Raw genomic sequence first — 22,158 nt, forward strand, 5'->3', positions numbered from 1 at the left:
TGATTCTGGCAGTCAATTTAAGTAATTAGTGATTAGTCATGAGTCATGAGTCATTAGGTAGACTGATGACTGAGGACTGACAACTTATTGATAACATGCTATGGCTGAGCCACTAATCGAACTCAAGGGGGTAAGTAAGTCCTTCGGCCAGAACCCGATCCTCGATCGAGTGGATCTGAGGATTTATCGGGGAGAGGCCCTGGCAATTATTGGCCCTTCCGGGACGGGGAAATCTACGATTCTGCGGATAATTGCGGGTTTGTTGGCCCCGGATGCCGGTGAGGTTTTTGTTCAGGGACAGCGCAGAGTCGGATGGGTGGACGACGTGGCAGATCCGATCGGAATTGGGATGGTGTTTCAGCAAGCGGCTTTGTTTGATTCGCTGACGGTGGAGGAGAATGTCGGTTTTTTACTTTACCAGCATTCTAAGCTGCCGCGCCGCCGCATTCGGGAATTGGTGGAGGAAAAGTTGGAGATGGTGGGTTTGCCGCGAATTGGCGAACGCTATCCGGCGCAGTTGTCTGGGGGAATGAGGAAGCGGGTAAGTTTTGCCCGCGCTATCATGGCGAATCCTGATAATGACAGGGATAATCCAGAGGTTTTGCTGTACGACGAACCGACGGCGGGTTTAGATCCGATCGCTTCGACGGTAATTGAAGATTTAATCAGGGACTTGCAGGCGGCCCAAGGTGTTTGCAGCACTTATGCGATCGTCACTCACCAAGACAGTACCATCCGCCGCACTGCCGATCGCATCGTGTTTCTCTATCGAGGCAAAGTGCAGTGGGAGGGAACTGTCAATGACATTGCATCGACAGATAATTTACTTATCCGACAATTTTTTAGCGGCAGTGTTACTGGGCCAATTCAAGCGCTTGGATAGTCAGCCAATTTTAGATTTTAGATTTTAGATTTTAGATTGAAATGACCGATGATGAATGACTAATAACCAATGACCAATGACTAAGGAGGTAATATGCGATCGCGAACTGTAAGAGAAGGTTCTGTCGGGTTCTTAATTTTAGTAGGAATCGGTTTATTTGGCGGCTTAGTGCTCTGGCTGCGGGGCGTGCAGGTAGGGAACCGCAGCTACAAATTCGCCGTAGAATTTGCCAGCGCCCAAGGAATGCAAATAGGTACGCCCATCAGGTATCGCGGGGTTGCAGTCGGTAAAATTACCGCCCTCCAACCGGGTTCCAACGGCGTAGACGTGACGCTGGAGATTGCCCCCGGAACTTTAGTGATTCCCAGGGATGTTACGATCGAAGCGAATAAATCGGGTTTAATTGGCGAATCGTCGATCGACATTACCCCCAACTCGATTTTGCCAGAATCATTAGTTACCGCCAATCCCGTTAGTGCCGACTGTCCCCCAGAGATTATCTGTCAAAATTCGCGCTTAAAAGGTCAAGCTGGAGTCACTATCGATGAACTAATTAAATCCACAGTCCGCCTAGCTAATTTCTACACTGACCCCGCGCTGTTCAACAATATTAAATCTCTTGCAGAAAATACAGCAAACACAGCTAAAGGTGCAGCTAAACTCACTCAAGATTTATCAAGCTTAACTCAAACTGCCCAAGCGGAAATAAAAACTTTAAATCAATCTGTAAGGGGAGACCTTGGGAGTTTAAATCAATCTGTCAAAACCGAAATAGCAAGTTTAAATCAATCATTAAAGGGGGAAGCTAGCAGTTTAAATCAATCATTAAAGGGAGAAGCTAGCACCTTAAATCAATCGCTCAAGACGGAAATATCAGCCGCCGCCGCTGATGTTTCTAAAGTAGCAGCTACTGCGGACACTTCCACAAAAGCCGTATCTGCCGCTGCGATAAATTCTGCTAATGCAGTAACTCAAGCAGCCAATCAAATTACATTAACAGCCAACCAAGTCAATTCTTTAGTAGCAACCAACCGCGGCAGTTTAGTCTCTACTCTGAATAACATCAATCAAAGCAGTCAGGAACTGCGGGTAGCTGTCAGCAGTTTGAGTCCGACAATAAATCGAATCAACCAAGGACAATTGCTGAACAATTTAGAAGTTTTATCAGCGAATGCGGCCCAAGCTTCTAGTAACTTGCGAGATTTATCCAGCCAGGTAAACAATCCCGCCACTTTGCTATTATTGCAGCAAACCCTAGATTCTGCACGAGCTACATTTCAGAACGTGCAGAAAATTACTTCCGACGTGGATGATTTGACAGGAGATCCGGCTTTCCGCAACAATATTCGCAGGTTATTCAACGGATTGGGAGGCTTATTGGGTTCGACAGAACAACTGCGACAGCAAGTTAAAGTGACTCAAACATTAGCTCCCCTTTCTGAGAAAGTAAATGCGAGTAAAACTGCCAGAAATCAATCAGTAGAGCCGGGATTTCCCAGCTTGCAAAAACAGCCCAAATTGCCTGTTATACCTTCTCAAACTGCAAGATCAGCAGAACCAGTGGCTCCCGAAAATACTCCTTAAAACAGGGTATCATTGAATAACCGCAATTATTGCAAGATTCGCGAGTTGCTTTAGTTACTAAGGTGCGGCTTTCGCAGCCGGCATTAAAGTTATTGTCCAAATCCTATTAACAAAAAACTCTTTCTATCGCAACCAGGAAAATAAATGACGCAAACATTATCGAAACCGGACGTAACCAAAAGCCAGTATACTGTAACTTGGGAAAAATTGCCAGACGACTTTAAATTACCCGACGATCCTGTCGAAAACATCGACCAACCACTTTTAGCCGCGGCCCTCCGAGAAGCCTTGGATCTCGCAGGATTTATCCTAGCTTCAATGCTAATAGCTTCCAATTTTGGACTGTGTGCCAAAGTTAACGACAAAACAGTAGTAAAAGCACCAGATTGGGTGTATGTTCCCTCGGTATTGCCAGCAGAACCAGGAGAGGTTCGCCGCAGTTATACGCCCAATGCTGAGGGAGAAGTACCTGCTGTAGTGATGGAATTTTTATCGGATACTGACGGTAGTGAATATTCAAATAAACCGACATATTATTACGGAAAATGGCGGTTTTATGAGCGAATTTTGCAAGTGCCGATTTATGTAATTTTTGAAGCAAAATCGGGAGTGTTGGAAGTGTACAGACTCTCGACTTCGGGAGAATACGAATTGCAAGAACCGGATGCTAATCAGCGATTCTGGATAGAATCAATGGGTTTATTTCTGGGGGTTTGGGAAGGTGAAAAATCTCAGAGGACGGGTTATTGGTTGCGCTGGTGGGATGAGAATGGCAATTTGCTGCTGTGGGGTGCGGAACGGGTGGAACAGGAACGCCAGAGGGCCGAAGAGGAACGCCAGAGAGCCGATCGACTAATGGCATACTTGAGAAGCCAAGGCATCGATCCTGATGGCATTTGAAGATGTGGGAGGTCGATCGATTTTAGATTTTAGATTTTAGATTTTCGATTGAATAATTGGGAATCAAGGAGCCAGAGCGATGGATTTTAGTTTAGATTTGCGATTTTCGATTGGGAATTAAGGAGCGCCATGACTGCAACAACATTAGAAGAGAAATTAGATCGGCCGTTGCTATTTCCAGGGTTAACTTGGGAACAATTCAAAACCTTAGAACCGATGCTGGATATTCCAGGGGTGCGGCTGTCATTTTTAGATGGGATACTGGAGATTCAGAAAATGCCTGGAAGAAAACACGAAACAGCCAAAGGACGTATCGGTGCGTTGGTAGAAACTTACATGATGGCGGCAGGAATTGATTTCACCCCTACGGAGTCTCTGACATTAGAAAATGAATCGCGACTGGTGAAGTGTGAAGCAGACAAGTCTTACGAATTGGGTGCTGATAGAGAACGTCCCGATTTAGTGATCGAAGTAGTCGTCACTAGCGGTGGAATTGATAAGCTAGAGGCTTACAAACGGCTGCAAATCCCTGAAGTCTGGTTTTGGGAAAACAGCCGACTGTCTCTGTATGCTCTCAGACAGCAAGGATACGAAGAAATTCCGAGTTCCCAATTGCTCCCAGATCTCGATATTGGTTTACTCGTCAGGTGTGTTAATATGCCGAGTCATGTTGAGGCAATTAAGGAATTCAAAAGGGCGATCGATGGGGATTTGTAGTCAAAAATAGATCATACATATCCCCGACTTCTTAAAAAAGTCGGGTATCTAGCAACGATCCAACGTTGTTGATGAAGTACACCCCGATCGCTCTCCGTAGTTACCCTGGGCCGTGTCTCTATAAGAGCTGGAACTCCTAAACTTCAGTGTATTCTTTGCCTTTTTGAGACTCTAACCAACGTTGATAAGCTTCCTTATCACCTCTAAAGGAATCGATAGAAACTTGACGTTCTGGCATGGGTTTGAGGGGAGCATCAATAGGGGAATATTGGCAATAGCAGATTACTACCATATCAAATTCACCGATCGGAATATCGGGAGTATAAGTCTCAACCCGCGCCACTTCCCACTCACCTGTGCGGTAATGAGTGCTGTAACCGTGCCGAGTTGGATCGTGTTCTGCTTCCACACGAACAAATTCTGGGGGGCGATAGCCAACTTCAGGAATTGGACCATCAGAAGAGTCAAAGTGTTCTGCCAAAATGCGAGTCAATGATTGAGTGTGCTGTAGTTTTCTATCTTTCCACCCAGGAGTTCTCGGTTCGGCTCGGAAAATAATGTATTTATGCATCGTCGTCCTCTCTTTCTGTGTCGTAGAATGATTTGGGAAATTCTGTTTGGCCTCGAAAAACACAATCAACTTCTAGACCGTTTGTATCAATTTCCTCTATGTCAAGTAGTTTCCAACCATATTTTCTTTGCATCTCATAGCAACAAGCTTCGTCGGCTGCTGCGTGTCGAGATTTGTCTTCGTCTGGATCGTAACGCAACCAGTTTGGATTATTTGGCATAATTGTATTGCTCCCTGTGTTGGGTTGACAACATTGGAGAAGTCGCCCGGACGAAGTATTTGCGGTACTGCGTCCGGGCGCGTCTTTGTCAAATTATAGAATAATTCAGGGCTTACGCACTCCGACGCCTAGAAACCGGGTTTTTTACCGAATCTGCAGATCGCAGTGAAGTATTCTCGTAAAAAAACCCGGTTTCTGACCACCCGTGCGTCCTGGACTGAACCCGACAATTGATTGAATTTGCTTGACAAATATCATTTAATATGGTTTCTAGGTTTCAGCGAAAATTTTAAATGGCGAAGGGCGATCGTTTTGTGATCGAACTTGGGCAATCTAGATATAGGCGCTTCTTGAGTGCCTGAAAAACAGCGACGCCAAGAGTTAGCAATGGAAAGTACACAGAAAAAATCTAGTGATAGTCGGGTTCATCGGAGCGATCGAATTAAGCAGATTTTTGCGTTAGTATCAATGATTGGCTTTGGTGGTTCGGCAATTTTTGGTATGGTGAGTCTGTTCGGCAGCGGTTTGAGCAGCCAGCACCAGCAAAAATCTGCTCCGGTAGCAGTTTCTCAGGAATCTTTGCTGGTGGCGCAGGAACGGGGATATGAGACGGTTTTGCAGCGAGAACCGCAGAATCAGACGGCTCTGGAGGGGTTGGCAAATGTGCGGTTGCAGATGAATAATCAGGTGGGGGCGATCGAGCCTTTGGAGAAGTTGGTGAAGCTAAATCCCGATCGGGCGGATTATAAGGCGCTGTTGGGGCAGGCGAAGGGGAAGTAAGGGGCGATCGGTCAATTTTGTTAGTAAAATAGATTGAAAATCCTTAAATTGTATGTAGCTTCCTAATTAAAATACCCGACTGAGTTTCACAAAACGAAGGATTGAATATGGGCATAGTACGCATGGGACCACCAATAGAAATCATCTCCCAACTAAAAGCAGCTTACGGGATTAATAATTTTATTGAAACCGGAACTTATCAAGGCCATACAGCATACTGGGCAAGCCAAGTATTTGAACAAGTTTTTACAATAGAGTATTCTCAAGACCTTTATCAAAGAGTTACCGAAAAATACGGTCATATCACAAACATAGACTTTTTGTACGGTGATACCAGAAACCTTCTCGATCGTACAGTATCACAACTTCAAAGCCCAAGTTTATTCTGGCTAGACGCTCATTGGAGCGGAGGGCTAACCTATGGAGAAATCGATGAGTGTCCCTTACTCGCAGAAATCGAAATAATCAACCAATCCGATTGCGAACACTTTATTTTTATTGATGATGCCCGATTGTTTTTATCTCCTCCACCGCCGCCGCATTCACCTCAACATTGGTCGGATATTAGCGCAGTATTAAATTGTTTGAATTCAGGAAAAAACAGCAGGCATATTGTAATTATTGATGATGTTATTATTGCTGTTCCGGCGCTGGCAAAAGAACTAATTGTTCAGTATTGCCAAGATTTGCTCACTACTCTAGGCAATACAGGCAGCGGGAAACAGGAACACAATCATCAAAGCACTGGGGTGTCTGCTAATAATATCAATCAGATAGAGTCTATCAATAACTATGAATTAAAGATTATAGAAAATTTTATTGCTTCCGGTAATGTCGTTTTCGATATTGGCGCAAACATAGGTAGCTGGACAAATCAAGTATTAAACATATGCCCCGACGTTCAAATCCATTTGTTTGAGCCAGCACCGCCTATATATCAAACACTTCTACAAAACCTGGCTGAACCGATTAAAAGCGGTCAACTTGTGTTAAACAACTTGGCAATAGCACACCAACAGGAAATCAGGGATTTTTATTATTACGATAAATTTTCTGGATGGAGTACATTTCACCGCCGATTTGAAATCGAAAAACAATACAATATTCAGTCGCCTCAGCCATTTCAGATTTTAACAGCTACCCTTGATGATTATGTCCAAACAAGGGGCATAAAGCGAATTAATTTCTTAAAAATTGATACAGAAGGCGGCGAACTAGAAGTTCTTCGCGGAGCAACTAGCCTCTTGCAAAAAGGCAAAATAGATTATGTTCAGTTTGAGTATGGCGGAACATTTGTTGATGCCAACATCACATTCAAACAAGTCTTCGAGCATTTACAAAAATTTCGTTATACAATCTTTAAAATACTGCCCCATGCTTTACAACCTTTACCCGAGTTTTTACCAGAATATGAGAATTACGAGTATAGCAACTTTTTAGCGGTGAACGAGAGGTTCACAGCTTTGATTTTGAGTGAAGCACCAAATCTGCTCGATTTGCAGCAGCTTTGCGGAAAACATTCTGTTGCACCGCGCGGCATTATTCACATTGGGGCACACGAAGGCAAGGAAATTGCACGATACCGAGAAATGGGGGTGCAAAGGGTACTGTTTGTTGAAGCCAACCCTGCTGTGTTTGAACGTTTGAAAACGAATATAGCGGGTTTTCCTAACGTGCTAGCGGTGAATTGTGCAGTTAGCAACATCAACGGCACAAGCACATTGTATGTAACTTCTATGGATCAAAGCAGTTCTATCTTACCATTGAAGGAGCATCAAAAGTTTTATCCAGAAATCAAGGAAGTTGAGCGTGTAGTTGTGGAGTCGAGAACTCTGGATACACTTCTAGAAGAACTTCAAATTAATCCCGCCGATTTTAATATATTAAACATTGACATTCAAGGTGCAGAGCTATTGGCTTTGCAGGGAGCAACGAATGTTCTCAGATACATAGAAGCAATAAACACGGAAGTTAATTATGAAGAACTCTATGAAGGCTGCGCTTTAATTGACGAAATCGATGATTTTCTGGAGATGTGCGGTTTCGATCGCGCTGCAACTGCAACACCGTTCCATCCATCTTGGGGCGATGCGTTTTATGTGAAAAAGCCCGCAGTCACAATGTCCACCCTTGGTAGAAACGGACGGTTTGCCAATCAAATATTTCAGTATGCCTTCTTGAAAATCTATGCCAAAGAACATAACTTGAAAGTAGAGACGCCAGCTTGGATTGGTCAATATCTCTTTGGTTGCAATGATTCGCCCATTTCTCAGGAGTTACCTGTAGTTAGCGAAGAAACTAATAACCTTTTAGAAGCTCGCATACCAAAAGCCAAAGAAACCTTCAAAGATGTGGATTTTTGGGGTTACTTTCAGTACCATACAAAGTATTATGCAGCGCACAAGGAGTATTTTCGGTCTCTGTTCAAACCTGTGCCGACAATAGAAACTAAAATGAAGGATGCCTTGGATTGTTTGCGATCGCGTGGCAAAACAATCGTCGGTTTGCATTTGCGGCGGGGAGACTACGGCTACAGCGATTTCTTCATCGCACCGAGCGAATGGTACAGAGAATGGCTAAAAGGTTTGTGGGAAACTCTGGATGAACCAATACTATTTATTGCCAGCGATGAACCCGAAAAAGTTTTAAGTGATTTTGAGGAGTATAATCCCATCACGACCCAAGATTTAAGTTGGGAATTACCGGAAGCAGAATTTTATCCAGATTTTTATTTGTTGAGCCAGTGCAATATTGTAGCCATTTCAAATAGCTCATTTTCCTTTGCAGCTTGTATGCTCAACGAAAAATGCAAATTTTTCTTTCGTCCGCACTTGTCTGCCCAAAAACTCATTCCTTTCGATCCGTGGGATAGCGAACCGATTTTGCGGAATGTCAACGTTATCGGCTCTCCTAACGAAATTAACCCCGAATTAATAACAACTGCGAAAACAATTAATCTTGACTTGATTGAAGAAACGCTCCACGATTTAAACCTCAGAGAAGTTAATTTAATCATTTTCCCCAATTGGCATCAGTCAGAAGAGTCTCTCTCTGGCGAGTTGTCAGGAGTCATCAAAGCTGTTTTGGCTCATCGCGATCGATCTCGCATCACTCTACTGATAGACAGTAGCGAGATCGATCGAGAAGATGCTAACCTTATTTTGTGCAATGTTACCATGAATCTGCTACTGGAAGAGGATTTAGATGTTGGCGAGGTGCCGGAAATTACATTAATCGGACAGATGAGCGAAATACAATGGGAAATTCTCTGGCCCCGTCTCCGCGCTCGCATTGTATTAGATCGAGAAAATAAACAGATGGCACACAGAGCAGGTAACTTGCCACAGTGTAAAATAGAAAGCTTCGCAAATATCAAATTATAAAAAGTAAGTTTAAGTGAGTGCAACTATGAACAATAACGTTTCTCAATCGCCGTTCAACAGGATAATTCCACCTGAAATTAAAAATGATGAATTTTATCGGGCACTTCAAAGGATTGTTCAGAACGAAGATATTAAAACAGTCTTAGAAATTGGCTCGTCATCGGGAGAAGGAAGTACAGAGGCATTGGTGACAGGGATGCGGCAAAATCCGAACAACCCAACGCTATTCTGTATCGAAATTTCACAACCTCGCTTTGCTGAACTAAAAAAGAGATATGCTAATGATGATTTTGTCAAGTGCTACAACGTCTCTACCGTTTCTTTAGAAGAATTTCCCGAGGAAGAAGAAGTTATCAACTTCTACAACAACATTAATACAGGTTTAAGAGTTTACCCACTAGAACAGGTAAGAGATTGGCTGCGAGATAATATAAAATATGTTGAAGAATCCGGGGTTGAGCCGAACGGTATCAAAAAAATAAAGCAAGAAAATAACATCGATATTTTTGATGTAGTGATAATAGACGGCTCTGAATTTACGGGGCGAGTTGAACTCGACGAAATATATGGAGCCAAGTTTATTATGCTTGACGACATAGATACGTTTAAGAACTATCAGAATCATTGCAGATTACTTTCAGATTGCAACTATGTACTGGTAGAGCAAAATCTATTTTTGCGTCACGGTTATTCGGTTTTCAAGAAGACTGAAGCAAGAGAAAAAAACACCCAAGTTTCCGATATACCGCTACATTTTTTCACAATCGTTCTCAATGGACAACCGTTTATTCGTTACCATATCCAAGTTTTAAAAGAGTTACCTTTTCAGTGGCACTGGCATATTGTTGAGGGTGTAGCAGACTTGAAGCACGATACAGCTTGGTCTTTAAGCTCAGGGGGAAAAATTGCGGACGAAATTCACAACAACGGACGCAGTAATGACGGAACTGCTGAGTACATTGACGAACTGGCAAGACAATACCCTGAAAACATTACAGTATATCGCAAACCCGAAGGTGTTTTTTGGGAGGGAAAACGCGAAATGACGAATGCGCCATTGACAAACATTAGAGAGGAAGGTTTGCTGTGGCAATTGGATGTAGATGAACTGTGGACAGCCGAGCAAATTTGTACTGCGCGGCAGATGTTTATCACTCATCCTGAAAAAACAGCAGCTTTCTACTGGTGCTGGTATTTTGTTGGAGAAAATCTGGTTATTAGCACTCGCAATTGTTATGCTCAGAATCCAGCACAAGAATGGTTGCGTACTTGGAGATTTAGGCCGGGAGCATTTTGGGCCTCTCACGAACCTCCAAGATTAGCGGAACCTAATCCTGACGGTTGGCGCGATGTGGCTAAGGTCAATCCTTTTTTGCACGAAGAAACTGAAGAAGCCGGGCTAAATTTTCAACATTTCGCTTACGCCACAATAGAACAGTTGCGCTTTAAAGAGGAATACTACGGTTATGCTAATGCTGTTGCTAAATGGACCCAGTTGCAGCGGCAAACTAGATTCCCGGTTTGCTTGAGTCAGTATTTTCCCTGGGTTAAAGATTTAACGGCGGTCGATACTGCAAAGGCTTGTGACATTCAGCCGATCGCGCAGAAAGAAAAAGATAGCAATACCTGGAAGTTTGTACAAGTGCCTCAGCAACAAAAGTCGGCCAAACCTCAAAAGCCATTTCCCCAAATAATTGTAGACGGCGTATTTTTTCAGCGCTATAAAACTGGAATTGCTAGGGTATGGAAATCTCTCTTAGAAGAATGGGTAGAAAACGGTTTTTCCGAACACGTAGTTGTTATTGACAGAACGGGAACAGTGCCGGAAATTCCCGGCATCCAGTACCGTCCTTTGCCTGCTTACAACTATGACACAGTGGATGCCGATCGCGCAATGCTACAGCAAGTTTGTGACGAACAGAGTGCAGACTTATTTATCTCGACTTACTACACAACTCCTCTATCAACTCCCTCTGCATTCATAGCGTATGACATGATTCCAGAAGTTGAAGGAGTAAATTTAAGTACACCGATGTGGCGTGAAAAGCATTTCGGGATTCGCCACGCATCTGCATACATGGCAATTTCCGAAAATACAGCCCGTGACTTAGTAAAGTTTTTTCCAGATATTGCCTCAGATTCAGTAACTGTAGCTCATTGCGGAGTTAACAGTAAATTTTCACCAGCGAGTCCAGAGGCCGTTAATCATTTTAAAAACAAGTATGGTATATCAAAGCCATACTTTCTTTTAATCGGGCCTGGAATCGGCTATAAGAATGGAACTTTGTTTTTCCAGGCTTTTGCTCAACTTGAAAGCAGACAAGGGTTTGAAATTGTCTGTACTGGTAGCGATTTGTTATTAGATACAAAGTTTAGAGACTATACATCAGGTTGTGCGGTGCATATCGTACTGCAACTGAGTGATGAAGAGTTGATAGCTGCTTATTCCGGTGCTGTTGCACTGGTTTATCCGTCGAAGTATGAAGGTTTTGGCTTGCCTGTGCTGGAGGCGATCGCTTGTGGATGTCCAGTCATTACTTGTGCAAATGCGTCTATACCTGAAGTCGCAGGAAAAGCAGCATTATATGTGAACGATACTGATGTTAGCGGACTGGCGAATGCGCTTTGCGAAGTGCAAAAGCCGGATGTTCGCAAGGCCTTAATTGCTGCAGGTCTCAAACAAGCGCAAAATTTTTCGTGGTCGAAAATGGCGAAAACGGTGAGTTTGGCTTTGATAGATGCAGCATTCTTGCCTTTAAAGCTGCGGTCAATCAATTTAATCGTTTTCCCAAATTGGCTAGCATCAGAAGAGACGATTTGCGAAGAATTTACACAAGTTATCAGGGCGATCGCCTTTCACCCCGATCGAATGAAGATGACATTACTTGTAGATACTGCCACCATTTCAGACGAGGATGCAAATCTGATTTTATCCAGTGTCGCCATGAATTTGCTGATAGAAGAAGATTTGGACGTTACTGAGTGTGCCGAAATTTCCTTGGTAGGACAACTGGAGGAAAAACAGCGGGAAGCGCTGTTGAGTCGCATCCAGGGTAGACTTATCTTAGAGAACGAAAATAAACAGGCGATCGCAGCAGCCAAAGCAGAAAACCTTCCCTGCTGCGATATCGCTAGCTTCAGCCGCAAGCGAGCCGTCCAATCAAAAACAGGAGATTGGCAGTTCATTTTACCAGAAACTTTATTTTTCAGAGTCTCTCAAAGACAAAATTATATTAACGAAACATCCCCCGCGATTTGCTACTTAGAATACCTCGAAAGAAATTGTCCGACTATCGATTTAGATACCTTGTCGCGCGTAGCTTCAAGTCTTGAAAATACATCTTGGGACGAACCTGTATCAGCGACGGATTTAAACAATTTTGCTGTAGTCGCCTTAATAGAAGCAGATCAGTGCCAGGAATCATCCCTCAAAGAAATATATATCAATACAGCTTTAGAAGCCTTAAAGAGCGCAGTAGATTTATACAATCATCCACTCTGTGCAGCTCATTTTGCCCTAGTTCTTGCCCTGACTGGAGAATCCGATGAAGCAATTAAAGAAGCTTTTCATTTTTTGGTATCCCTGGGTATTCAGCAGTCTGCTGGCGGCTCACTAGAAAAAATTCCTCCAGCTCTTGTTTATCTGCCGCCGACGGGTAGTAGTTTGAAGACGTACCAAGCAGAACAGCTAACTCAAATTTTACAAGCCGAAGACGCTCGCACTCAATCGATATTATTGTTAATTGAAGCCCTAGATCGATCGCAGATAATTTCTTACAATGAATTTGGCATGAGGCTACTGCACCTAACGGCTCAAGTTTTACCAGATTCTGGTTCCATCAATTTAAAAATAGGAGTATACAGTCTGCTAAACGATCAATCGGAAGGAGTCATGTATTTGCACCGTGCCAAACAAATTTCCGCGGATTCAGCACCCGTCCTGCAAGCTCTATACATCGCCTGTCAAGATTTAGGGCAGATAGAATATGCCCAGCAATGGCTAAATTTTGCTCGACAATTGGCTCAACAGCATCCCAATTCTCTAGAGTGGAGATGGACTGACTTAGAAGTTAACAGTCCCTTCACTTACGTACCTTTTGAAACTCAACTTTTATTAGCAGTTGAACCGAGGTTTTACGGTTGTATAACCAGCAGCGTATTGATTGCCGAAAAAGACTGGTTTGAAAAAGAAATGGAATTTTGGCGCAGTGCGATCGCACCAGGCATGACCGTTATCGATGTGGGTGCTAATGTAGGAGTTTACACCTTTAGCGCTGCTCTCCGAGTCGGTTCCCAAGGGCACGTGCTGGCAGTAGAGCCTTTTTCTGGCTGCGTTAGCTATTTGCAAGAAACCTGTAGAATAAATCACCTAAACTGGGTGAAAGTCTGTGCCGGTGCTGCCAGCGATCGCTCTGGAACAGCTCGCTTATCTCTTTCCCCTGCCAGTGAATTAAACAAAATCGCCACTGGCGAAGCTGTCGCAGAAATGCAGCCAGACTCTTTTGAAGAAGTCACCTGCTTTACTCTAGACAGCTTGATCGATCGGGAAAACTTGAGCCGAGTAGACTTCCTCAAAATAGATGTTGAAGAGCACGAACTGTCAGTATTGACCGGCAGCGACAGAATATTATCTGAATTTGCTCCCGTCATTATGTATGAAAATATTGTTGCCGGAAGTAAAGACAGCAATTTACCTGTTGCTGACTACCTTAGAGGGAAAGGATATCGATTATTCCGCTATCAACCTTACTTGCAGAACCTAATTCCTGTAAACTCCGCTGAGGAGTTGCAGGGAAACATGAATATAATCGCTATACCCCCAAATCAAAGTTACCTATTAACTCAAGAATAATCAGTTTTGGAAAAAGAAGAGGATACTTTGAGTATGACATTTTTTATTGAAAGCTTAAAGAAAAGCGGTCATTTAGAAAAAATTAACATGACAGTTTGTAATGTTGGCTGTCGTAAATTAACGAGCCAAGATGACTATGGCAGCCAGGGATGGAATATTTTTGCACCTCGGCTGACTATCTACGGTTTTGATGCCGATGCAGATGCTTGCGATGCCGCCAATGCTGACCTTGAAGCACGACAAGTCAATTGGACTGAAAAACATATTCCTCTAGCCTTAGCAAAGTCTGTAGGCGAATCTACACTTTATGTCACACAACATCCCATGTGCAGTTCGCTTTATCCACCGAATGAACCTTACTTGGAGCGTTTTTCAGGACTACCCGAACTTGTAAACTTAGATTTTTGTATAGAACTTGAAACCACCACTTTAGATGAGTTCTGCCAGCAGGAAGGAATTGATGAAATAGATTTCCTACAAATTGATGTTCAAGGTGCTGAAGTTTTGGTATTAGAAGGTGCCGTAGAAATTTTAAAACGAAGTATTCTAGCTGTTCAAGTTGAAGTCTCGTTTTCACATTTATACTTAAATCAACCTTTGTTTGCAGATGTAGATATCTATCTCAGGAACCAAGGTTTTACACTCTTTGACTTAACAGGTGCTCGCCGTTTCCGCAGTCATTCCCCTATTGGTTCAACACTCCGCGGCGGACAATTACTGTGGGGAGATGCGTTTTACTTCCGCGATTTAATTGGAGAAGACATTGATCCAAATATGACAACACCTGACAATATTCTTAAATTGGCTTGCATTGCCGATGTTATGAATTTCCCGGACTACGCTTTAGAATTATTGGAATATCTGACTTTGCAACATGGCAATAACCCCCAATATAACTTTGCCAACAATATCATTGAGGGCCTAGCTCAATTTCCCGACCTAGTTAAGCAGGGACTAGGTTCCCTGCCTATCGTTGCCAGAATTCGGGATTATATTAGTGATTGTGATATTGACTCGTTTGAGAGTATAGCTTAATAAGGCTAACTTTGGAGATAAATTTGCCACATCTGCTCGTATGCTTTTTCCATCTCTCGCGTAAACTGCTGGGCATTCCAAAGCGGAGAAGTTTGCCTTGACTGCCGCAGCTTCCACGAAATTTGTTGCCGCAAAGCAGCATCTTTCCCTAAGCGAATTCCCCATTCCACATATTCTTCATCAGTCCAAGCAATTCCCTCTGTTACCCCTGCATTCATCATCATAGTATAGCTGTTGCGCGCCGCAAACTGCTGCCCGACTCGTGTCACCAAGGGAATGCACATCCAAAGAGTTTCTAGAGTGGTTGTGGCTCCATTATAGGGATAAGTATCCAGAACTACATCCGCAATACCTAAGTTAGCTCGGTGAACTTCCTCTGAAGTAACTGTTGGCAAAAATCGCAAGCGATCGCCTTCCAAACCTTCTTCTTCCGCTAACTGGTTAAACAACTGTTTAATTGATTTTTCGTCAGCCCCCCCTTTAATTAAAAAATAACTATTTGGCACTTCCTTCAAAATCTTCAACTGTAGTCGTACAGTGTCCTGATGGCGTTTGTAACCGCTCTGACTGCTGAGATACACAATAGCATCGTTAGGAATATTCAACCGCTCGCGGCGTAATGTTGGCACTCCAACTTCAAAACCATCCACAGCTATGTAAGTCTGGGGCAAGCGCCAGATTTTTTCACTGTAATAATTCTGAGCCGACTCCGGCAGCACGTATGGATCGGCAATAAAATAGTCAATTGCAGGCACTCCTGACGCATCCCAACCCAACCAAGTGACTTGAACGGGCGCGGGTTTCATCGCCATCACTTCACAGTTAATATCTAGAGTAATGCTGTCGAGATCGATCAGAATATCAATCTCATCTTTATCGATTTGCTCGGCAACGTTGGTACTGACAATCCCGCACCGATAGGCTTTATCAACGTGATTGACATACCATTCTTGTAAAAAGTGATCGGTATTAACATAATTGAGAAAATAAGCATGAATTTGAAAGCGATCGCGATCGTGGTGCTGAAACAGCCATCGCGCTAGCCAGCCCACAGAATGCCTTCTCAGGCAGTGGGACAAATAGCCAATCTTCAGCGGCTTAGCAGAAATGCCCCGGCTTTTTCGAGCTAACTGTCGCTCTCGGTACCCCTCTATCAGCTCCTGGTTGTTGTTTTGAACGTTGACTTGGCATAGTTGAGCCAATTGGTTGCTAATTTTTCTACCCTTTCTTGGCTCGTCCTGAAAGTATGGGTAAAAAAAGCTAGTAACAAATAAGTCGTCAACAGTCGATAAGTTAAGCGATGTCGGCTGCTCTGCTATCAGCAACTCCTGATCGGACTTGAGCCGCTTGAGTATCGCACAAGCTTCTTCCCAGTATCCGCCTGCACTCATTAACCCCCGTAAAATCAGGTGATTTGCATAAACTTTAGCGGGTAACTCTTGTATTAATGAGTAGAAAAGCTTAGCTGTCTTTATCCCCCGATCGTATTCACCGGCATTCTGATAAAAACAAGCCAAGTGGCGAACCATTTCTGGATGCTCTGAATCTAAGCGCAAAACCAGCTCAGCCAAGCGTATTGCTACTCTAGTCAGTCTTAATATATAGCCTAGCTCGCAAGCGGTTTCTAATAGAATTGTGATATAAACTTGAGGTTCGCGGACATGAGCCAGACAAGCTTCTGCAAACTCCAGCGTTGACGGATGCGAGGGTTCGCGAGCCAAAACACTTTGCAATACTTGCATCAACAGAGCTGCGTCAACCTCAATTGCTGGCTCTACCTGTAGCAACTCGATTAAGCCAACAGAAGTCAGTTCGTCTCCTGTAAAATTTCCCAGCCGGATGAAAAGCTCAATCAAACGCAACAAGTTGTTAACATCCGCCGGATTAATTTCCCTGATATGCTGCCGAATTGCCCAAGCAACAGAATAGTCTGACAAAACCTCCCGGCGCTCTGCTTCCATTTGCAGCACATCTAACAGTTGAGCAGTCCATTCCTCAACTTGTTCCGATTCCCCGTCGGCCATGCCCAGCAGCCAAGTCGTTTGGGCTTCCATCTCTTGCCCCTGCAACAGCAACATCAACCCCAAGTGCCAGTAGTGGGACTTAGTTTCCGGCTCCGCTGCAATTGCCTGCTCGTAGAGGTTTGCAGCCTGAGTGCAATCTCCTTGGATTAGATATTGACGCGCTTGTTGCTGCCAATCAGCTAGAACAGTCGATGAAATATTTTCTAAAGAGATTGTCATAGTAATAGTTATTGAAGCTTTCCAGTTTTTATAAACCTCCTGAATAGCAATGGGTAGTGTATACAACACTACCCACTTTCTTAAAAAATTCAAGTTAGGCTTGCAGGAACAATCCCTGCTTTGATGGCTTTCCTACTTCGACACTACGGTATAGGCAGTGTTGTCGCAAACTAAGCTAGTAGCAGTAGCAGGCGTATTTGCCAATGTCGGCGCAGCTACACCAGCCCCAGTACTCTCGCACAATACTGCCGTGCTGCTTTTCTCTGTTGCGCCTGTCGCTTGAATGAGGGCTACTGATCCTATATACGATTTGAGCGCTGTGCTTTGACCTGACGCGACATTTCCAACCTGGGTAGTGTTTGTGTCAATACCTGCTGCTGGTAGAACACTGTATTTATAGTTCTCGGTCTGAGTTCTAATGCCAAGCCCCAGAACCTCCACGTTTGAGCCAAATTTACCTTGCTCGGCGAATGACGCTTGCTGGGCACGGTTCATAGAACCAGCGTACTGCTTAGCCTCTGACTGCTTGGCTTTGTTAGCTTGGTTGAGGAAGGAAGGCAAGGCGATAGCCGAAAGAATACCGATAATGATGATAACGACCAGCAGTTCAATCAGGGTAAAACCCTTATCCTGTCTTTTTTGATTGAGGTGTTGCAGGAATCTGGCTTTAAATTCAGTTTTCATTGGTTGTTTCTCCTAGAGGGGTGGGATGCTCGATTTCTAACTCTTATATGTAACTTACCCAGTTACCAGCCCTTTAATATCACCCCAAACTATTTTTTTTTCAACTCCAGGCTTTAATGCTCCAAAAGCACATACAGAAAGACTTCTAAGCTAATCAAGAGTTCCTTGATTTCATTGAATGCTCTCTCCTGATTCACAGGTTCCAGGGTTACAAGGTCTAGGGGTCTGAGGTTGAGCCAGCGCTCCGCTAACGATATCACAGGATGCGCGCCTTCCCACAGAGGCAGCAAGCAAGCTGCCACACTGCTCTCTATTAAAATCGGCACTAAGGTTGGCGAAGTGACATAACGGCTAATCTCGAAGGAACTCTGGTTAGTGATAGATTTAATCAAATCTTCTTTTAACTGGGGAGTTCTGAGCTGAGGATGCAGATGCACCTTTGCCTGCTGCCAGTCAGCCACAGTCCATTCTGAAACTGGTACAAACGACTGAGCTTGGTTGGGAAGACCGCACCAAAAGTCAATCAAACGATGAACTGGATGTAAAAGTTCAAACAGGTGCAGCCGTTGTTCCACAGGAATGTCTGGCAAGCTCATTGCCAGAAACGCAGGTATGTTATTTGGCTCCTTGAACAAATCCGTCAAGTCCCACAACCGCCAACTCACCATGCTAATAAATTCTAAATCAGCATCTCTTAATGCTGAAAACACTTCAGGTACAGTATAGCCTCGATCTCCCAGGAGCAAATAGTTAGCCAGCATCCATTCTTCGTTTTTTTCGGCTGGAGAACTCCATGTTCTTGACTTAATAGCCACGTCATCTTTTAGGTCCTGTATAATTTCTTTGGCTAACTCTATCTCCATCTCCCTTGGATTATCATCCATCAATCCCATGATTTTGAATACTTTTTGAACTGCAAAGAAAGAACTTCGCTGTAGTGAGCTGTGGAGGTTAGTCCGAATAATTCCATCCGGTTTCAAAACAGCTTTCATAGCTTGCAATCCGACAACTGCGTCTGGCAAGAGATAAAGCACCTCGTCACAGTTGATATAATCAAACTGCTGGTTTAAGCTAGGCAGTTCTTCAATTGACAAAGTATGAAACTCTATATTCTCAAAGCCGTGATATTGCAAGCGCTGTCGGGCTAGCTTAACAGACTCTTCGGATAAATCGATGCCAACAATTTTGGCTCCCGGATTTGCTTCAGCCAAAATCAACGATTTGTACCCGCTGCCGCAGCCGGCATCTAAAATAACTTTTCCTTCAGTTTCTATGACTTTCTGATTTCTTATATAGTAAGCTGTTACCAAATTATGCAGATAGAGAGTCTGATAACTATTCTTAGGAGATGTCTCTAGGGGAATTCTAGGATAAGGAGCCTTGTCAAATTGTTGACGAATTTTCTCTATTAACTCTGATTCTTGGGTATTCATTCTTAATCGCTCCTGATGTTGCTAAATTGTGATGTGGTACTCCCTATTCTAAGATGTAAAGGTATCTCACCCGCGCATCGCCTGGAAAAGCGACAGCCCCCACCTCACGTCCCAACTGCAAGCCCACCCGCAACACATATTTGCCATAATACTCTCAAAACCGATCGCGCAACCAACGACCACCTCCATGAACACCAACATCAGCCCCATCCTCAAAGTCTTCACCCTTTCCGCCGCCCTTTCCCTGGCCATCAAGTACGCAGGGCCTAGCTTATCCATACCCTCTACCGACCTCAACGCCCTAATCGCTGTCTTTACTCCCAGTATCATCTTAGCTGCTATCCTCGGCTGGCGATCGCGCCAACAGCAGCAGTAGAGACGGAATCAAAAAGTGCGATCGATCTACACTAGGTCTAAAGACTATGTTTTAGCCAAAATCTTAATTCCCCGTACAGCTTATCAAAACCAAAGTTGAGGCACTCACCATGATTCAAATTATACCTGAATTAGTAACATTCGATGAATTCATTGACTGGTATCCTGAGAATTCCGAACACCGCTACGAACTACACAATGGAGAAATTGTTGAAATGCCAAAAGCAACAGGCAAACATTCTAAAGTGGCCGGTTTTACCAGCGGCTGGTTATTTCTCGAAATAGAACGCTTAAACCTACCCTACTTCATCCCCAAAGAATGTGTCATCAAACCCATGCGCGAGGAATCGGGATATGAACCAGATATTATTGTAATTAACGAACAAACCATTGGAAACGAGCCGCGATGGGAGAAATCATCAATTATTACAATGGGTTCATCAGTCCCCCTAATCGTCGAGGTAACTAGCACTAATTGGGGTGATGATTATGCCCTAAAGCTTGAGGCATATGAGTCAATGGGTATTCAAGAATATTGGATTATAGACTATCTAGGATTGGGCGGCAGACGGTTTATTGGCAACCCCAAACAACCCACTTTTTCGGTTTACCAACTAATTGACGGCGAATACCAAGTCAAACTGTTCAGAGGCGGCGAGGGTATTGAGTCCCCAACTTTCCCAGAATTGAAGCTGACAGCGCAGCAGGTGTTCGCCAAAGGGAATTGAGGAGGCTGCTTATACTGATGTCCGAGTAGGGGTATCCGATTAAAGATGCGATCGCCCGCATCTAAGGTATCTTATAGAGATGCGATTTATCGCTTCAGGGCTGCAGAGCAATTAGCAAGCAGTAATTCCCCATACCCTATTCCTCAATCTAAAATCTAACATCTAACATCTAAAATCTAATGAAGCTAGGACAGTGGATGGGCTTATTAGCCCTCATCGCATCTTGTTACATCCTGTGGCAAATCAGGCAGGCCCTACTGCTGCTGTTTGCCGCCGTAGTCTTAGCCACAGCCTTAAACAGACTAGCACGCTACTTACAAAAATTCGGACTCAAAAGATCGATCGCCGTACTCTTATCAGTTAGCTTCCTAATCCTCGTATTCGTAGGCTTATTCCTGATAATTGTACCGCCCTTTACCCAACAGTTTCAACAACTTACCCAAAGAGCCCCTCAAGGAATAGAAAGATTAAATCAGTGGATAGATCAACTTGAGGGTCGCTTTTCAGGGCAATTTGGTCAGCGACTGCCAAATCTTGATGTTAACGACATCATGCAACAACTGCAACCTTTATTCAACCAACTCGTCGGCGGTGCAGGAGCCTTTGTAGGCAACACATTAGGCGTTATCCTCAGCTTTTTGCTCGTCATAGTTTTGACATTGATGACATTAGCAGAACCTCTATCTTACCGCAAAGCATTCATCCAACTATTTCCCTCTTTTTATCGGCGACGAGTCGATGGCATCTTAGATGAATGCGAAATAGCTCTCGGTCGATGGGTCATCGGCGCTCTCATTAGCATGAGTGTGATTGCTTTTTTGAGCTTAATTGGTCTGTCAGTCTTGCAAGTTCCCCTACCGCTAGCTCACGCTGTAGTAGCAGGATTTCTTAACCTAATTCCCAATATAGGCCCCACTCTGAGCGTCATCCCCCCAATGACGATCGCACTTTTAGATTCTCCCTTGCAATCCGGTTTTGTCTTCATCCTTTACTTTCTAATTCAACAGTTTGAAAGTAACGTCCTCACCCCCTACGTCATGGCACAGCAAGTATCACTGCTGCCAGCAGTAACATTAATAGCTCAAGTATTCTTCGCCACCTTCTTTGGATTTTTAGGCTTATTACTAGCCCTCCCCCTCACCGTTGTAGCTCAAGTTTGGATTAGGGAAGCCCTAATTAAAGATATTCTCAACCAATGGAGTGCCAGTCCTAAAACCTTAGCAGCAATCGATTCTGCTATCAATGAAAAACATGAATCTATAGGAGTCAGCGAAACCCTGCCAGAAAAATATTTACCAGAACAGAAACCCAACATCCCCGATCATTCTGACAATGAGGCTCCTGAAAATCAATAGTTAAAATTCATAATGACCGAAAGCATCCAGGATACAAGCCCCCGGGTTCATTCGTCCAGAAATAAAAAACCTGTATCCGATGAAACTTGCCCCCCGCATTTATCTCGCGCAAGTCAATTCTTTAATCTAAAATCTAAAATCTAAAATCTAAAATCGATTGACCAAGAATTTATTGAGGGTACAAGCCCCCCCATTTATCCGTGGAATCAATCGAAAGCATCTCAAATCGAAAATCCTCAAGAAAGAGCATTTATCTCGCGCAAGTCAATTCTTTAATCTCAAATCTCAAATCTCAAATCTCAAATCGATTGACTTGATAGTCACCGTCAACCAACTGGTAAGGATCGCGAATTAAATAACTTACAATTTTAATTGTTATTGTGGGATGGGCGTCCCGCCCGTCCAAAAAGGACGG

16 protein-coding genes are annotated in these 22,158 nt (G+C 43.7%); 11 read left to right on the forward strand and 5 right to left on the reverse strand.

Annotated elements, in window-relative coordinates; translation table 11 throughout:
* Positions 1-100 precede the first annotated feature (100 nt).
* The 4 genes from QT984_RS21955 (at position 101) to QT984_RS21970 (ending at position 4,084) form a co-directional block, all read left to right on the forward strand.
* Entirely contained in the window at positions 101-883 is a 783-nt protein-coding gene (locus QT984_RS21955) for an ATP-binding cassette domain-containing protein (protein ID WP_333066584.1), read from the forward strand.
* A gap of 93 nt (positions 884-976) precedes the next feature.
* Positions 977-2,467, forward strand: coding sequence for an MlaD family protein (locus tag QT984_RS21960; RefSeq protein WP_333056234.1), 1,491 nt, complete (start codon positions 977-979; stop codon positions 2,465-2,467).
* Between the two features lie 144 nt (positions 2,468-2,611).
* Positions 2,612-3,367 carry a Uma2 family endonuclease gene (locus tag QT984_RS21965; RefSeq protein WP_333210436.1) on the forward strand — a complete coding sequence of 252 codons (756 nt, stop codon included), beginning with the start codon at positions 2,612-2,614 and terminating at the stop codon, positions 3,365-3,367.
* Between the two features lie 129 nt (positions 3,368-3,496).
* Positions 3,497-4,084 carry a Uma2 family endonuclease gene (locus QT984_RS21970; RefSeq protein ID WP_333210434.1) on the forward strand — a complete coding sequence of 196 codons (588 nt, stop codon included), beginning with the start codon at positions 3,497-3,499 and terminating at the stop codon, positions 4,082-4,084.
* A gap of 136 nt (positions 4,085-4,220) precedes the next feature.
* Here the strand turns inward: QT984_RS21970 and QT984_RS21975 are convergent, their stop codons facing one another.
* On the reverse strand, positions 4,221-4,655 hold the full coding sequence (locus QT984_RS21975; protein ID WP_333107735.1) for a hypothetical protein: 435 nt from the start codon (positions 4,653-4,655) through the stop codon (positions 4,221-4,223).
* Entirely contained in the window at positions 4,648-4,875 is a 228-nt protein-coding gene (locus QT984_RS21980; RefSeq protein WP_333056238.1) for a hypothetical protein, read from the reverse strand. Before QT984_RS21980 ends, QT984_RS21975 begins: the two co-directional genes overlap by 8 nt.
* A gap of 354 nt (positions 4,876-5,229) precedes the next feature.
* Here QT984_RS21980 and QT984_RS21985 point away from each other — a divergent pair, with 354 nt between their 5' ends.
* From QT984_RS21985 to QT984_RS22000, 4 genes are all read left to right on the forward strand, one after another.
* Positions 5,230-5,655: a tetratricopeptide repeat protein gene (locus tag QT984_RS21985; RefSeq protein ID WP_333233130.1), complete on the forward strand. Its 426-nt coding sequence runs from the start codon at positions 5,230-5,232 to the stop codon at positions 5,653-5,655.
* 107 nt (positions 5,656-5,762) lie between these two features.
* On the forward strand, positions 5,763-9,038 hold the full coding sequence (locus QT984_RS21990) for an FkbM family methyltransferase (protein WP_333374936.1): 3,276 nt from the start codon (positions 5,763-5,765) through the stop codon (positions 9,036-9,038).
* 25 nt (positions 9,039-9,063) lie between these two features.
* Positions 9,064-13,890, forward strand: coding sequence for an FkbM family methyltransferase (locus QT984_RS21995; RefSeq protein WP_333374938.1), 4,827 nt, complete (start codon positions 9,064-9,066; stop codon positions 13,888-13,890).
* A 6-nt stretch (positions 13,891-13,896) separates the two neighbouring features.
* Positions 13,897-14,925: an FkbM family methyltransferase gene (locus QT984_RS22000; RefSeq protein ID WP_333374940.1), complete on the forward strand. Its 1,029-nt coding sequence runs from the start codon at positions 13,897-13,899 to the stop codon at positions 14,923-14,925.
* A gap of 5 nt (positions 14,926-14,930) precedes the next feature.
* On the opposite strand, the gene QT984_RS22005 is transcribed toward QT984_RS22000, so the two are convergent.
* The 3 genes from QT984_RS22005 to QT984_RS22015 all read right to left on the reverse strand — a co-directional run bounded on the left by QT984_RS22005 (position 14,931) and on the right by QT984_RS22015 (position 19,285).
* The gene (locus QT984_RS22005; protein WP_333374942.1) at positions 14,931-17,168 is read right to left on the reverse strand and encodes an O-linked N-acetylglucosamine transferase family protein; all 2,238 of its coding nucleotides are present in this window, start codon (positions 17,166-17,168) and stop codon (positions 14,931-14,933) included.
* A gap of 132 nt (positions 17,169-17,300) precedes the next feature.
* Complete coding sequence (locus tag QT984_RS22010; RefSeq protein ID WP_333374944.1) at positions 17,301-17,852, reverse strand: type IV pilin-like G/H family protein; 552 nt, start codon at positions 17,850-17,852, stop codon at positions 17,301-17,303.
* A gap of 113 nt (positions 17,853-17,965) precedes the next feature.
* Positions 17,966-19,285, reverse strand: a complete 1,320-nt coding sequence (locus QT984_RS22015; protein ID WP_333374946.1) for a class I SAM-dependent methyltransferase — start codon at positions 19,283-19,285, stop codon at positions 17,966-17,968.
* Between the two features lie 187 nt (positions 19,286-19,472).
* Between QT984_RS22015 and QT984_RS22020 the strand changes: the two genes are divergently transcribed.
* The 3 genes from QT984_RS22020 (at position 19,473) to QT984_RS22030 (ending at position 21,743) form a co-directional block, all read left to right on the forward strand.
* The gene (locus tag QT984_RS22020; RefSeq protein WP_332984302.1) at positions 19,473-19,661 is read left to right on the forward strand and encodes a hypothetical protein; all 189 of its coding nucleotides are present in this window, start codon (positions 19,473-19,475) and stop codon (positions 19,659-19,661) included.
* A gap of 109 nt (positions 19,662-19,770) precedes the next feature.
* On the forward strand, positions 19,771-20,388 hold the full coding sequence (locus QT984_RS22025) for a Uma2 family endonuclease (RefSeq protein WP_333233140.1): 618 nt from the start codon (positions 19,771-19,773) through the stop codon (positions 20,386-20,388).
* Between the two features lie 179 nt (positions 20,389-20,567).
* Complete coding sequence (locus QT984_RS22030) at positions 20,568-21,743, forward strand: AI-2E family transporter (protein WP_333056248.1); 1,176 nt, start codon at positions 20,568-20,570, stop codon at positions 21,741-21,743.
* Positions 21,744-22,158: the final 415 nt, after the last annotated feature.

Source organism: Microcoleus sp. Z1_B2 (assembly GCF_036700325.1).
Lineage (GTDB): Bacteria > Cyanobacteriota > Cyanobacteriia > Cyanobacteriales > Microcoleaceae > Microcoleus.